At 60.3% G+C, this 14270-nt stretch carries 9 protein-coding genes; 5 read left to right on the forward strand and 4 right to left on the reverse strand.

The genetic code is table 11. From position 1 onward, the window contains the following. Positions 1 to 19 precede the first annotated feature (19 nt). Positions 20 to 1096, reverse strand: coding sequence for an ABC transporter ATP-binding protein (locus tag PH605_RS07160; protein ID WP_080857259.1), 1077 nt, complete (start codon positions 1094 to 1096; stop codon positions 20 to 22). A gap of 335 nt (positions 1097 to 1431) precedes the next feature. Further along, complete coding sequence (locus PH605_RS07165; RefSeq protein WP_065655620.1) at positions 1432 to 2136, reverse strand: GntR family transcriptional regulator; 705 nt, start codon at positions 2134 to 2136, stop codon at positions 1432 to 1434. A 100-nt stretch (positions 2137 to 2236) separates the two neighbouring features. Between PH605_RS07165 and PH605_RS07170 the strand changes: the two genes are divergently transcribed. The 5 genes from PH605_RS07170 to PH605_RS07190 all read left to right on the forward strand — a co-directional run bounded on the left by PH605_RS07170 (position 2237) and on the right by PH605_RS07190 (position 9558). Continuing rightward, on the forward strand, positions 2237 to 3394 hold the full coding sequence (locus PH605_RS07170) for an LLM class flavin-dependent oxidoreductase (protein ID WP_003519880.1): 1158 nt from the start codon (positions 2237 to 2239) through the stop codon (positions 3392 to 3394). Beyond that, positions 3394 to 4287, forward strand: a complete 894-nt coding sequence (locus PH605_RS07175; RefSeq protein WP_065655621.1) for an aldo/keto reductase — start codon at positions 3394 to 3396, stop codon at positions 4285 to 4287. The genes PH605_RS07170 and PH605_RS07175 overlap by 1 nt, the downstream gene beginning before the upstream one ends. After that, positions 4287 to 4811 carry a flavin reductase family protein gene (locus PH605_RS07180; RefSeq protein WP_065655622.1) on the forward strand — a complete coding sequence of 175 codons (525 nt, stop codon included), beginning with the start codon at positions 4287 to 4289 and terminating at the stop codon, positions 4809 to 4811. The genes PH605_RS07175 and PH605_RS07180 overlap by 1 nt, the downstream gene beginning before the upstream one ends. Positions 4812 to 5047: 236 nt before the next feature. Further along, complete coding sequence (locus PH605_RS07185; protein ID WP_142844609.1) at positions 5048 to 8983, forward strand: autotransporter domain-containing protein; 3936 nt, start codon at positions 5048 to 5050, stop codon at positions 8981 to 8983. Then, complete coding sequence (locus tag PH605_RS07190) at positions 8983 to 9558, forward strand: invasion associated locus B family protein (RefSeq protein ID WP_142844608.1); 576 nt, start codon at positions 8983 to 8985, stop codon at positions 9556 to 9558. Before PH605_RS07185 ends, PH605_RS07190 begins: the two co-directional genes overlap by 1 nt. A 61-nt stretch (positions 9559 to 9619) precedes the next feature. Here PH605_RS07190 and PH605_RS07195 read toward each other — a convergent pair whose 3' ends face one another. Together PH605_RS07195 and PH605_RS07200 are read right to left on the reverse strand one after the other, a co-directional pair. Continuing rightward, positions 9620 to 12760, reverse strand: coding sequence for an efflux RND transporter permease subunit (locus tag PH605_RS07195; protein ID WP_142844607.1), 3141 nt, complete (start codon positions 12758 to 12760; stop codon positions 9620 to 9622). Further along, a complete protein-coding gene (locus PH605_RS07200) occupies positions 12757 to 14034 on the reverse strand; it encodes an efflux RND transporter periplasmic adaptor subunit (RefSeq protein WP_142844606.1) in 1278 nt (425 codons plus the stop codon). The genes PH605_RS07195 and PH605_RS07200 overlap by 4 nt, the downstream gene beginning before the upstream one ends. Between the last annotated feature and the right edge of the window lie 236 nt (positions 14035 to 14270).

Consider the following 14270-nt stretch of genomic DNA (forward strand, 5'->3'; position numbering starts at 1 on the left):
GCGTTTCCTCGCCCGGCAATCAGTGGATAGAGCGTTCCGTCGCGGCGTCGAAAAGATGGACCTTGGACGGATCGACGCCGATCTTCAGTTCCTCATTCGGCGCAGGCCGCAGATGCGGCGGCATGCGTGCGGTCAGCGCCGCATCGCCAAGGCTGAAATGGACGAGCGTGTCCGAGCCCAGCGGCTCCACTACCTGCACCTTGACCGCAAGCTGCGTGTCGAAGCCCTCGACGGGGCCGAAATGTTCCGGGCGAATGCCGACAATGACTTCGCGCCCTTCGAGACCCGTTTCGCGGGATGGCCGGATGGCTGCCATCGGCAGGGAATTGCCGTCGGAAAATGCCAGCCGGTCGCCGCTCACCTTTGCGCGGGCGAAGTTCATCGCCGGCGCGCCGACGAAGCCGCCGACGAAGACGCTTTCCGGACGGTTATAGACCTCGTCCGGCGTGCCGACCTGCTCGATATCGCCGCCCCGCAGGATGACGATGCGGTCGGCCAGCGTCATGGCCTCCACCTGGTCATGGGTAACGTAGATGATGGTCGTGCCGAGCTGCTGGTGCAGCCGCTTGATTTCCGTGCGCACCTGTCCGCGCAGCTTGGCGTCGAGGTTGGAAAGCGGCTCGTCGAACAGAAACACCTGCGGGCGGCGCACGATGGCGCGACCCATGGCAACACGCTGGCGCTGGCCGCCGGAAAGCTGGCCGGGCCGACGGTCGAGGAGGTGCTCGATGCCGAGCATCTTCGCCGCTTCATCGATGCTGGCATTGGCCTGGGAGGCGCTGACACCACGCACCTTCAGGCTGAAACCCATGTTTTCGCGCACCGTCTTGTGCGGATAAAGCGCATAGTCCTGAAAGACCATGGCGATGTCACGCTCGCGCGGCGGCAGCCGATTGACGACACGGTCGCCGATCTTCACTTCGCCGCCGGTAATGCTTTCAAGCCCCGCGACCATGCGCAGCGTCGTCGATTTGCCGCAGCCGGAAGGGCCGACGAAAACGACGAATTCGCCATCGTTGATTTCAAGGTCTATGCCCTTGACGATGCGAAGCGCACCGTAACTCTTGTCCAGCTTGCGCAGGCTGACCGAAGCCATATTTTCCTCCTCACGACCGGCGCGTCCAGAATTCGAATGGACGCCATTGCCGGTATCAACCTTCAAGTTCCACGCATCGCATCGTCGAAAATCGATCCCGATTGTCTGGCGATATCGTGGGATGGCGAAACGCCTGTCTCCCTGAGGACGTGATATTACCTTTCAAAAAAAGGAAATCAATAGTGTATCAATTTTATTTCTGACAGAAATCAAAAACTATTAAGTCATTGATTTAAAGAAATATAGTCGCAAAACTGCCCGCAGGACAGGCCGCTGCTTGCTTGCCTCCCGTCAAATTTCTCCGTTCATCTGGATCACGCGAATTTTGTGCAGTCTCAACGTATGCGAGAAACGTATCGGGCAACGGTATGATCGAACCAGGTCCATGAAACTTCGGCCACCGCACCGTCCTGCGCTTGGCTCAGACGCAACACCCGCGGCACCAGCGCGCCTGATTTCTGGCCGAAGACCTCGGGTGTCCATTCGGGTACTTCGCCGAGATCGATGCGATCCTCCGCCTTCGATATCCAGAGGTTGAGGCGGGTGCGGTAATAGAGATAAAGGGACTCCGACATGTTCTCGATGGCGATGGTGTCGACGTAAGAGCCATCCAGCCAGATTTCTTCGATGGCCGCCGGTTTGCCGGCAATGCGCCGCAGGCGGCGAATCCTGTGTCCTTCGGTCGATGTGCCGAAGGCGGGTAGGTCGGCGGGCTTGGCAAGGCGGGCCACATCCAGAACCTCCGCCGTCGGCAGGCCGCCGCCCTCGATCAGTTCAAGCCGGAAGAAGGCGTAGACGCTTTGCGGATCGCTGACGGCGCGAATGTAATTGCCCGAACCCTGCACGCGCTCCAGCAGGCCGCGCTCCTGCAATTCGGCGAGCGACTTGCGAAGCGTGCCAACGGCGATGCCGAGGTCGGCCGCCATATCGCGCTCCGGCGCGAGCTTCTCGCCATCGATCAGCCGGCCCGCCGCCACTTCGCGCACCAGCATTTCCGCGATCTGCATATACATTGGCAGGCTGCCGCCAGTGTGTTTCATATGCCGTTTCCTCCCCCGAAACAAAAATTGATACATCATTGATTTACATATTTCTTGATGTTATGCAAGAAAAACGAGAGCGGCCCTGAGGAGGAATTGCATGACCGTCGTACCCGTTACATCCGCTGATCTCGATGCTGCCGAGGTCTCCTGGTTTTCCGCTTTGTGTTCCGATGACTACGCCTATCTTGGCGTGCCGGATGGCAGCCTGCGCTCCAGTTTCGAGCATTGTTCCGATATCGTCAAAAAGGCCGAAGAACTCGGTTTTCGCAACATTCTCTGCCCTTCGTCCTATCAGGTCGGGCAGGATACGCTGAGCTTCGTCGCCGGCTGCGCGCCGATCAGCGACCGCATCAATTTTCTTGCTGCTATCCGCTGCGGCGAGATGCAGCCGATCATGCTGGCGCGCACGGTGGCGACGCTGGACCACATGCTGAAAGGCCGCCTGACGCTCAACGTCATCAGCTCGGATTTCCCTGGCGAAGTGGCCGATAGCGCGTTTCGCTACAAGCGCAGCCATGAGGTCGTTGAGATTCTGCGCCAGGCCTGGACGCGCGACACCATCGACCATGACGGCGAAATATACCAGTTCAAGGGCGTCTCCACCGAGCCGGCAAGACCCTATCAGCAGAATGGCGGACCGCTCCTTTATTTCGGTGGCTACTCGCCGGATGCGCTCGAACTCTGCGGCGCGCAATGCGACGTCTATCTGATGTGGCCGGAAACGAAGGACCAGCTTGCAGACCGCATGCGTGCCGCAAATGAACGCGCCGCCGCCCATGGCCGCACGCTGGATTACGGTCTGCGTGTCCATATGGTGGTGCGCGATACCGAACAGGAAGCCCGCGAATATGCCGAACATCTTGTTTCGAAGCTCGATGACGAATATGGGCAACTGATCCGCAACCGCGCGCATGACAGCGGCTCGCTCGGCGTGTCGCATCAGGCGCGTGCCCGCGAACTCGCCGACAAGTTCGGTTATGTCGAACCCAATCTTTGGACCGGCATCGGCCGGGCGCGTTCGGGCTGCGGTGCGGCGCTGGTCGGTTCCACCGACAAGGTGCTTTCGGCGCTGGAGGAATACCAGAAGATGGGCATTCGCGCCTTCATCCTTTCCGGTTATCCGCATCTCGATGAGGCGGAGCACTTCGGCACCAAGGTTCTGCCGCAGATGAAAACCTGCTCCCTGCCGCATGCCTATGGCCGGGTGCCTTCTGAAACGCCGGCCACGCCGCTCGGCAACGGGGAACGCCACTGATGGAACGCATCGCTCTTTCCGACAAACTCGAACTCAGCCGCATCGTCTACGGCATGTGGCGCATCGGCGACGATGCCGATACCTCGCCCGCCCACGTGCAGGCCAAGATCGAGGCTTGCCTCGCGCAGGGCATCACCACCATGGATCAGGCCGATATTTACGGCGGATACACGGCGGAAGCCATTCTGGGTGCCGGCCTGAAAGCCGCTCCGGGGCTGCGTGACAGAATAGAAATCGTCACCAAATGCGGCATCGTTGCACCCGCAGGCCGTCACGCCGCCGCCCGTGTCAAACATTACGACACGACGGCCGGCCACATCAACGCCTCGGTCGAGGCGTCGCTTCGCGACATGGGTACGGATCACGTTGATCTGCTGCTCATTCATCGTCCCGATCCGTTGATCGATGCGGAAGAAACCGGCAAGGCGCTCGATGCGCTGGTGGCATCCGGCAAGGTCAAGGCCGTCGGCGTCTCCAACTTCCGCCCGTGGGATTTCTCCCTGCTGCAATCGGCGATGAGTAACCGGCTCGTGACCAACCAGATCGAAATGAGCCTTCTTGCCACGGATTGCTTCACCAATGGCGATCTGGCCTTCCTGCAGGAAAAGCGCGTTTCTCCAATGGCATGGTCGCCGCTTGGCGGCGGCTCGCTGTTCTCCGGTGCTCATGGCGGCACCATGGCCGCCTTGCAGCGCATCGGCAAGGAGCAGGGCGTGGATGCCACGGCAGTGGCGATCGCCTGGCTTTTGCGGCATCCGGCCAAAATCGTGCCTGTGCTCGGCACCAACAATATCGAGCGTATCAGAACGGCGGCCGATGCGCTCAACGTGACGATGGACCGCCAGACCTGGTTCGAACTCTACACCCTTGCGATTGGAAAAGAGGTGCCGTGATGACAGTGGCAGAGGCGATCAAAATGCCCAATGAGCATGTATTCGTTCCCGGCGGCGAAAACAGCCGCAGCTTCCGCAATGCGCTCGGCGCTTTCACGACAGGTGTGACGGTGGTGACCGCCACGACGCCGGAAGGGCCGATCGGCATGACGGTCAACAGCTTTGCGTCCGTGTCGCTCGATCCGCCGCTGGTGCTGTGGTCGCCGGCGAAAAGCTCGTCGCGTTATCAGGCCTTCAGCGGTGCAACCCATTTCGCCATCCACGTGCTGAGCGCCGATCAGGATGTGCTAAGCGCCCGCTTCACCCGCAATGGCCGCGCTTTCGACGATCTCGACTGGGAAATGAATGACGAGGGCGTTCCCGTCATTCCCGGCACGCTTGCCCGGTTCGAATGCCGTCAGGCAGCGTCCTACGATGCGGGCGACCACACCATCATCGTCGGCGAGGTGCTGCGCGCCGCCCATCGCGACGGGGACCCGCTGTGCTTTTCGGGCGGAGCCTTTGGAAGGTTTTCGCGGCAGTAACAGACGCTGCCGGTTTGCCTTCCGGCTTCCGGCGAGACAATGTTACTCCAGCCGCCTTCTGAAATATTTCACGGAGCGCGCCATCGCGCTCCGTTTATATTTATTCAGTCAGTAAAAACGACATTTTACGCTCTTCATACTGGAAAATATCTTCCAAACCGGCCTAGTTTACCTTTACGCGCGAACGGTGATTCGTCGGATCGAAGGCCGCCGTCTGTGCGGGTAAGGGAGAGTGAATGTCCGCTTGTTTCTGCCATGTCCTGGAAGGCGAAAGCCGTCCGATAGCGGGGACAGGTCAGGAGCCACCACGCAAAGTCGTCATTCTCGACGCAAAGGGTCTTCTTGTCCTGTTGCTTTCAATGGTCCCGGCACATGTCGCCGTGGCGGAAACGCTGCGCTGGACGGGGCCTGATGGAGGTGACTGGTTCACCGCCACGAATTGGGGGCCAACGCAGCGCGTGCCGAATGCGGGCGATGACGCCATCGTCGATAGTTTGGGGCCGGCGATAACGATCGGCAACAGCGGAAGCATTGGCGGATTGTCGGTCGGCCTCGGCGCCGGTGGCAACGGTACGCTTGTGGTCCGTGGTTCACTGGATACGAAATCGTTCTACCTTGGTCTAACGGATGGGGTCTCCGGTACGGCAACTTTTTCCAGCGCGACCTGGAGTAACAGCAATCTTCTTTCCATCGGTGGTAACGGCACGGGAACTCTTGTTCTGTCGAATGGTACGAGGGCGGCGTCGGGCGACATCCACATAGGCGGATTCGGGACAGGAAACGGCTCCCTCACGCTTGATAATTCATCCAGCCTCTCCAGTTCCAATACTATTATTGTCGGTTACGGCAACGGGACTTCGCTTGCGACCGGCCTCACAGGCAGCCTCAAGGTTTTGGCAGGCAGCACGCTGAAAAGCGTGAACAGCGTCATCGGCGACGATGTGGGCTCCCATGGCGTCGCTATTGTCTCCGGCGCCGACAGCCGCTGGGTGACATCGGACGAGATGGTGATCGGCGAAGCCGGTGTCGGCACTCTGACGATTTCGGGCGGCGGTACTGTTATCAATCGGACGACTGTCATCGCCAGTCTGGATTCAGCGGGCGGAAGTGGAGTGAGGGTCAGCGGTGGTGGTTCGTTATTGCAAAGCGATGGGGGGCTGAAGATCGGCGATGGCGGAGCGGGGACGCTTCTGGTTGAGGCCGCCGGAAAGGTCAAAAGCGGCGACGCCGTTATCGGCTTCCAATCGGCCAGTTCGGCAACGGTGACCGGGGATAGTTCCAGCTGGTCGACCGACGATCTGGAGATTGGCAACGGAACGCTTAACATTACGGCGGGCGGTTCCGTAGACAGCGCCAGAGCGCGTCTCGATGCCGCTGCCGGGGCAACCGGTGAGGCCGTCGTCGATGGTGCGCGTTCCCTGTGGTCCGTGAAGGATGACATGGTGGTAGGCGAGAACGGCGCGGGCTCCCTGGTTGTCACCGGCGGTGGCCGTGTCGATGCCGGATATGTCGTTCTCGGCGAAAATGCCGGCGCGACCGGCTCCCTCCGCATCGCTGGTGATGGAAGCATCTTGCGGAGCAAAAGCGATTTAGCCGTCGGTCATTCGGGCAACGGCTCGGCGGCGATCGAGGCTGGAGGTGCGGTTTTTAGCGACGATGGATATGTTGGGGAGCGAAATGGTTCCAATTCGACCGTCGCCGTGGCCGGCGACGGATCCCGCTGGACGATGACCGGAGAGTTTTTCGTCGGCTATGACAAAGGAGCAACCGGAAATGCAACGGTCAGTGCTGGCGGCGGTATCCGGGCGGCGAATATCGTGCTTGGCAATATCGACGGCTCCTCCGGCACGCTGACCGTCACCGGCACGGGCTCGACCGTTACAGCCGATTCCGCTGCGACCGGTTCCGGCGCGATTTATGTCGGCTTTGGCGGTTCCGGCAGCCTGACGGTGACGAATGGCGCGTCACTCGATGCACATAACCTTTATGTTGCCAGTAAAACCGGAGCGGACGGCACTGTTCTGGTAACCGGCGTCGGATCACGGGCTACGGTGGGCGCGGGGATGGTCATCGGCGGTTCCGGAACCGGGGCGCTGGAGGTGACAGGCGGCGCATCCATCGCCACGCCCACCATCATCATCGCCATGTCGGCTGGTTCCACGGGGGTTTTGAACATCGGGGCGGCGGCGGGTCAGACGGCGCGTTCGGCCGGTGCCGTGGATGCGCGGACCATAAGCTTTGGCGCCGGCAATGGCAGCATCGTCTTTAATCATTCCGAGACCGGCTATCTTCTAACCGCCGATATTTCGGGGACGGGCAGGGTGGTGGCAGAGGCCGGCGTCACAACACTTTCGGGCAATAACAGCTATTCCGGCGGCACCACAATTTCGAGTGGTACGCTGAGGGGCACGGCGGGAAGTTTCGGCTCCGGCGGCATTGCCAATGATGCGCAGCTCGTTATCGATGGCGCGGGCACGCTATTCAATAGCATCAGCGGCACCGGCACCCTTAAAAAAACGGGAGATGGCAATCTCGTCCTGACCGGAAACAGCACCTATTCGGGCGTAACCGAGGTTTCCTCGGGCAAGCTAAGCGTCAACGGCTCACTCGCAAGCATGGTGACCGTCGGCAGCGGTGCGGTGCTTGGCGGTTCCGGCACCATCGGCGGCCTGACCGTTGCTTCCGGCGGCACGCTTTCGCCTGGCAATTCCATCGGCACGCTCACCTCCACGGGCGATGTGACATTCGCCAGCGGCTCGGCCTATGCCGTCGAAATCGACGCATCAGGCAGTTCCGACAGGCTTGATATCAATGGCGCTATTACCATCGGTAACAATGTCAGTCTCGTCGTCACACCGCTGTCGAGCCCTTCGGCCTATAGTCTCGGCACCCCATATGCGATCCTGACGGCAACCGGCGGCATTAGCGGCGCATTTTCCAGCGTGGACGAAAATTTCGCCTACCTGATCGTCGGCGTCACAAAAAGCGCCGATAACAGCAAAGCCTATCTCTCTTTCAACCGTGTATCGCCCGAACCCGGGCTTCTTGCCGCGGCGACTTTGACGGAAAACGCACGCAGCGCCGCGAGGGCTGTTGAGGCGAGCGGGGATGCCTCACCGCTTTATCAGACGGCGGTGTTTCTCCAGTCAGGCGAAACCCAATCAGCCTTCTCACAGCTTGCCGGTGAACTGCATCCTTCACTTGCGATGGCATTGATAAATCGCAGTCAGTTGACCCGTGATGTCATTCTCAATCGGCTGCGTAGCGCCTTCAAGGGTATCGATGCGCGCCCGATCCTGCCGGCTGTCGAAAGGGCGGGGGTATCGGATCCGATGAATATCGATGAAGGCTCCCTCACTTTCTGGTCAAATGGTTTCGGGTCGCGCGGACATATCGATGGCGATGGCAACGGCTCGTCGGTCAGTATGAAGGGTGGCGGCGTCTTTTTTGGTCTCGATGGTGATTGGGGTGACGGTTGGCGCGCCGGTGTTGCCGCCGGTTATGGCCGTGATGTCATCAGCCAGAAGTCTTTTTTGGCGTCGGCAGATGTGGACAGCTATTATGCGGCTGCCTATGCGGGCGGGGCAATTGGCCCGGCCTCGCTGCGCCTTGGGGCTATTCACGCATTTCAGGACGTCGAAACCCTCCGGGCGGTATCGTTTTCGACATTGCAGCAAAATCTGGCCGCTGGCTATGACGCCGCCACCACGCAAGTCTTTGCCGAGGCCGCCTGGCGTTTCGATTTTGATCTCGGCCAGTTCGAACCCTACGCCAATATCAGTTATGTGAATACGAAGACGGATGCCTTCGGCGAGAAGGGCGGCATGGCCGCCGTTTCTTCCGGCTCTGCCAGCCATGACCAGCTTTATTCAACGCTTGGTGCGCGTTTCAGCCGTGATATCGCATTTGAGGGTATGGCTGGGCAGGCGATGTTCGATATCGGCTGGCGTCATGCCTATGGCGATCCGGCGGTTGAGAACACCTTGTTCTACACGGGTGGCCAAGGCTTTTCTGTTACAAGTGCGGCGATGGCGCAGGATGCGGCGTTGATCAATCTGGGACTGCGCTACGACCTCAATCCCGCCGCCACTTTGACATTCCGTTATGGCGCTGTTTTCGGAGCAGGCATGCTGGATCAATCCGCCTCTGCCGAACTGGGAGTCCGTTTTTGATGAGGCGTTGTCAAAACTTGGTTGGGAAGACAGCCCTCGCTGCCTTCCTTTCCGCCAATGTTGCAGCGAGTGCGCTTGCGCAGGAGGCAGCGAAGGTTGCTGGGCTCATGCACGAGGTTTATGGAAGCTGGCAACTCGCCTGCGCGGCGCCAGCAAAAAAGGACGAGGCCGACCCGAACGCGCCAGTGGCGGCGGAAAAGCCGGCCTGCGCCATAGCCCAGGTCCAGCTTGAGGAGAAAACCCGCAAGCTTGTCGTCTCTGTCGAATTCCGGATTGATGATCCGAAAATGCCTGACAAATTGTCCGGCACCATCGTCATGCCTTTCGGCCTTGCCGTCACAAAGTTGTTTTCGGTGAAATCCGGAACTGTGCGGCTGCAGGAAGTGCAGGTTAGCACCTGCCTGCCCGTCGGCTGCATCGTGTCCTTCACGCCCTTTGTCGAGCTTGTCTCGGCGCTTGAGGCGGGAAAGACATTGACGATCGAAGCCCCCGATCTGCAGGGCCGCACGGTGTCGTTCCAGTTGCAGGCGGCGGGTTTTTCCGAGGCGCTGAAGCGCCTCGGAAATCTGCGTTAGAGCGTTTCCAGTAAAAGTGGAACGCTTTTACGTCCGGACAAGGCGTAAAATCAAAAACGATCTAGGCAGCGACGGAATCAGGTTCGCCTTCGCCCTCCGGCTTTTGCGGCTCGGCGTGCTTCCCGGCTGATTTCTTGCGGGAAAACAGCCCGGTGAGGAAGTGGCCGAACCGGTCCATTTCCACGAAGATAACGGGGGTGATGAACAGCGTCAGCAATTGCGACACGATAAGGCCGCCGACCACGGCGACGCCGAGCGGCTGGCGCAGTTCCGAACTTGCGCCCGAGCCGAGTGCGATGGGAAGCGCCCCAAGCAGCGCGCAGAAGGTTGTCATCATGATCGGCCGGAACCGGCGCACGCAGGCCTCGTGAATGGCGGTTGTGGGCGGCTCGGCCTTTTCGCGTATCAGTTCCACCGCGACATCGATCATCATGATCGCGTTTTTCTTGACGATGCCGATCAGCATCAGCAGGCCGATCAGCGCGATGATCGAGAAATCCATGCCCATCACCTTCAGCGCCACCAGTGCGCCGAAGGCCGCCGCCGGCAGGCCGGAGAGGATGGTCAGCGGATGGATGAAGCTCTCGTAAAGCACGCCGAGAACCACATAAATGGTCAGCACCGCCGCCAGAATGAGGAGGCCGGTATTGCCCTGGCTCTGCTGGAAGATCGCCGCCGTGCCGCCATAGCTGGTGAAGACATCCTGCGGCAGGCCTATCGTGCTCTTGATCTGATCGATCCGGCTTGTGGCATCGGAAAGCGCCACGCCGTCCGGCAGGTTGAAGGAGATGGTGGTGGAGACGAGCTGGCCCGTCTGGTTGATGGTGACAGGCGCCTGCGTACGGGTGAGGCTGGCGAAGTTTGAAAGCGGAACCAGAACGCCCGATTTTGCCGAAAGAATGTTGATATCGCTGAGGAAATCATCATTCCACGGTTTCGAGCTGTCGAATTCCACAATCACGTCGTAACTGTCGCCGGTGGACTGGATCTGTGCCGCCGTATAACCGCCAAAGGACATTTCCAGCGTCTTGCGCAACTGGTCGTTGGTGATGCCGAAGGCAGCCGCCTTTTCCGGGTCGACGGAAATCGTCGCGGCGATCGCGCCGTTCTGGGCATCTGAGGTGACGGAGGTGAAGGTGTGGTCGCGGCGCATCGCTTCCATCAGCTTGTTCGACCATTCATTGGTCGTATCGGCATTCAGCCCCTGAACGACGAGCTGGTATTGGCTGGCGGAGCTGCGCCCGCCGAAACGCAGGCTCTGCTGTGGATTGATATAGGTGCGGATGCCCGCCACCTTCGATGTGGCCTGCCCCAGTTCCGCCAGCACCTGGCTGAGCGGCGCGCGCTCTTCCTTAGGCTTCAGCTCAACGAACATCGAGCCGTTGTTCAGCGGATTGCGGGAATTGCCGCCAACTATGGAGGTGACGTGCACCACGGCCGGATTCTTGCGGATCTGATCGGCGACCTGAGCCTGGAGATCGCGCATCGCCGTATAGGAAATATCCTCACGCGCCTGCGTCGAAACCGAAAGACGGCCGATATCTTCCTGGGGAAAGAAGCTGGAGGGCAGCGTTTCGAAGAGATAGAGCGATGCCGCGACCGAGGCGAGAAACGATGCCAAAACGATGCGGCGATGGGAAAGGCACCAGCCGACGGCGCTGCCATAGGCGCGCAGCGTGCGTTCGAAACCCGCATCGAACCAGCGGATGATCGCCGGTGGTCTGGAGGAGTGGCCGGAGAGGCGCGAAGCGAGCATAGGCGTCACCGTCAGCGAGACCAGCGCCGAGGCCATGATCGCGAGCGTGACGACCATGCCGAACTCGTTGAAGAGCCTGCCGATGACGCCGCCCATCAACAGGATGGGGATGAAGACGGCCACCAGCGAGATGGACATGGAGAGAATGGTGCTGCTGACCTCTGCCGCGCCCTGAAGGGCCGCTTCGCGCATGGGCAGGCCTTTTTCATGCAGGCGCAGGATGTTTTCCAGCATGACGATGGCATCGTCCACCACCAGCCCCACCGAAAGTGTCAGACCGAGCAGCGAGATATTGTCGATGCTGTAGCCCAGAACATACATCATGCCGAAGGCGGTGATGAGAGACAGGGGGACTGCAAGACCCGGAATGACGGTCGCCGTCAGGTGCCCGGTGAAGAGATAGATGACCGCAACCACCAGCCCGATGGTGAGAAACAGTGTGAACTGCACGTCCGAAATCGCGTCCTTGATGGCGGTCGAGGCGTCATTCATGACGTTGATATTGACCGAAGGCGGCAATTGCTGGTGAAGCGCCGGCAGCTTGGCTTTGATGGCGTCCACCACGTCGACCGTATTGGCGTCCGGTTGACGCTGGACGGCGAGAACGATGGCCTGTTCACCGTCGAACCAGCTGCCGGCATTGGTGTTGTCGATGCTGTCGGTGACATTGGCGATATCGCCGAGATGGATCGGCGCGCCATTGTTCGTCGAGACGACCAGCGAGCGGAAGGCGGCCGCATTGGTGCGCTGGGTATCGGCCTCGATCGTCAGGCGCTGATTGTCGTTCTGCAAAGCCCCGACGGGCACCTGATTATTCGCCTGGGCTATGGCCGTGGTGACGGTGTCGACGCCGAGCCCTCTTGCCTGAAGCTGGGTCGGATCGAGGCCGATACGCACCGCATAGGTCTGCGCGCCATAGATGCTCACCTGCGCGACGCCCGATATGGTGGAAAGAAGCGGAGAAATGATGTTCTCGGCGATTTCGTCCACCTTGCTGGTCGGCATCTCCTTGCTGTTGACGGCCAGCAGCAGCACCGGTGCATCGGCCGGGTTGGTCTTGCGATAGCTCGGTGTTGTCGTCATGTTGCTCGGCAATTGCCGTTGTGCGCGGGAAATCGCGGCCTGCACATCGGCCGCCGCTGCATCGATATCGCGGTTAAGATCGAACTGCAGCACGATCGAGCTGTTGCCGAGCGTATTCGTGGCGCTGATTTCGCTGACGCCGGGAATGGTCTCGAATTGCTTGACCAGCGGTGTGGTGACCGATGTGGCCATGGTTTGCGGCGAAGCGCCGGAAAGCGACGAGGAAACGTTGATCGTCGGGAAATCCACCTTCGGCAGGGCGGCGACGGGCAGCAGGCGGAAGCCGGCAAGCCCGGCCAGCACCAGCCCGATGGCGAGAAGCGTGGTGGCGACGGGCCGGTTGATGCAGAAATTCGGGATCATTGGCCGCCAACCTTTTCCTGCGGAATATTGGCGGCCAGATTGCCGGCCGCGCCGCCCTTGTCGGAAAATTGCTCGACCACGAACTGGCCGTCGGCAAGTTCGGATTGACCCTCGATAATCACATGCTCGCCGCCATTGAGACCGCTTGCGATGGCGGTAAGATCGCCATTCGAGCGGGCGACTTCCACCGGCGTCATATGGGCATGATGCTCGCTATCGACGGTATAGACGAAATTGCCCTTCGGTCCCGGCCGCACGGCAACCGTCGGTACGACGATCATTTCATCGTCCGAAACGAAGTGCGCGGTGACATTGACGGACTGGCCTGGCCATAAAAGACCGCGATCGTTCTTGAATTCCGCCTTGGCCAGCACCGTGCCGGAGGTCTGGTCCACCGTATTGTCATAGAACCGCAGCACGCCGCTCATCGGTTCGCCCCCCGTCGCCGCGGGGTCGACATCGACTGCGGTATTTTTCGCCACGCCTTCTCGCAATTGCGGTAGATAGCGCTGAGAGAGCCGGAAACTGACCGAAATCGGATCGTATTTGGTGATCGTCACGATATTGACGCCGGCGCTGAGATAGGCGCCGGGGCTGACACTGATATCACCGAGCCGCCCATCGAAGGGGGCACGGATTTCCATGTGCTCGAGCGTCACCTGGTCGGAGGCAAGCGTTGCCTTGTCGGCATCGATCTTGGCGCTGGCGCTATCCCGCGCCGCCCTTGCCTGATCCAGCACCTGCTGGGATTCCGCGCTCTGCTTGACGAGATTGGCGGCGCGCTGGAAGGCGGCCTCCGTCTGCTCCAGCGTTGCCTGATCGGCGGCGATATTGGCCTTGTCCTTGTCGACAGCGGCGCGGGCGATGCGGTCGTCCATCTTGAGGATAAGGTCGCCCGCCTTGATATGCTGACCGTCCTTCGCCTCGATTTCCATGACGAGGCCGGCCTGAAGCGGCGCGATATTGGTAATGTCGGCCGCAACCGCCCAGCCCGTCGCCGTTGCATCCATTGGCAACGTCGCCTTGCCGACGGCGATGGTGCTGACGGTGGGTGGCCCGCCATTGCGCCGCCCTCCACCCTGTTTTTGTCCCTGCTGCCGGGCTGGTTGGCTGCTTTGGGAGGACTGCGTCGCCGTTTCGGCGTCGGCCCTGGGAGACACGCTGGCAAATTGCTTGATATAGGGGACTTGATCGAGCGGCAGGCGATCCTTGAAATACCAGGCACCGGCGGCTGCGATGGCAAGAACGCTGAGAGCGGTCCAGAAACGTTTCATCTGACGATTCCGCGTAATGAGAGCGATACATGTTTCCCGAACATGTGCGGTAAGCCTTGGGAGCAGCTTTCCCCCACAAGACACCCAATGCGCTGCGAAATCACCTTAAACTTTTGTAATGGCGGCGACAATGACCGTCGCTATATCGCTTGCCTTTCAGGAGGCAGACGGTTTCGGTTCATGCCCCAGTCAATGCTTGACCATGTTTCTCTTCGCCGCTGGTTCCGGCCAAAGAA

This window comes from Agrobacterium sp. CFBP 3001, assembly GCF_027871605.1.
GTDB lineage: Bacteria > Pseudomonadota > Alphaproteobacteria > Rhizobiales > Rhizobiaceae > Agrobacterium > Agrobacterium leguminum.

What these genes read in the sequence shown, in the direction of transcription:
- PH605_RS07165 (WP_065655620.1), bottom strand. Translation starts at nt 2,136, where the DNA reads ATGAAACACACTGGCGGCAGCCTGCCAATGTATATGCAGATCGCGGAA.
- PH605_RS07180 (WP_065655622.1), top strand. Translation starts at nt 4,287, where the DNA reads ATGACAGTGGCAGAGGCGATCAAAATGCCCAATGAGCATGTATTCGTT.
- PH605_RS07160 (WP_080857259.1), bottom strand. Translation starts at nt 1,096, where the DNA reads ATGGCTTCGGTCAGCCTGCGCAAGCTGGACAAGAGTTACGGTGCGCTT.
- PH605_RS07175 (WP_065655621.1), top strand. Translation starts at nt 3,394, where the DNA reads ATGGAACGCATCGCTCTTTCCGACAAACTCGAACTCAGCCGCATCGTC.
- PH605_RS07185 (WP_142844609.1), top strand. Translation starts at nt 5,048, where the DNA reads ATGTCCGCTTGTTTCTGCCATGTCCTGGAAGGCGAAAGCCGTCCGATA.
- PH605_RS07170 (WP_003519880.1), top strand. Translation starts at nt 2,237, where the DNA reads ATGACCGTCGTACCCGTTACATCCGCTGATCTCGATGCTGCCGAGGTC.
- PH605_RS07200 (WP_142844606.1), bottom strand. Translation starts at nt 14,034, where the DNA reads ATGAAACGTTTCTGGACCGCTCTCAGCGTTCTTGCCATCGCAGCCGCC.
- PH605_RS07195 (WP_142844607.1), bottom strand. Translation starts at nt 12,760, where the DNA reads ATGATCCCGAATTTCTGCATCAACCGGCCCGTCGCCACCACGCTTCTC.
- PH605_RS07190 (WP_142844608.1), top strand. Translation starts at nt 8,983, where the DNA reads ATGAGGCGTTGTCAAAACTTGGTTGGGAAGACAGCCCTCGCTGCCTTC.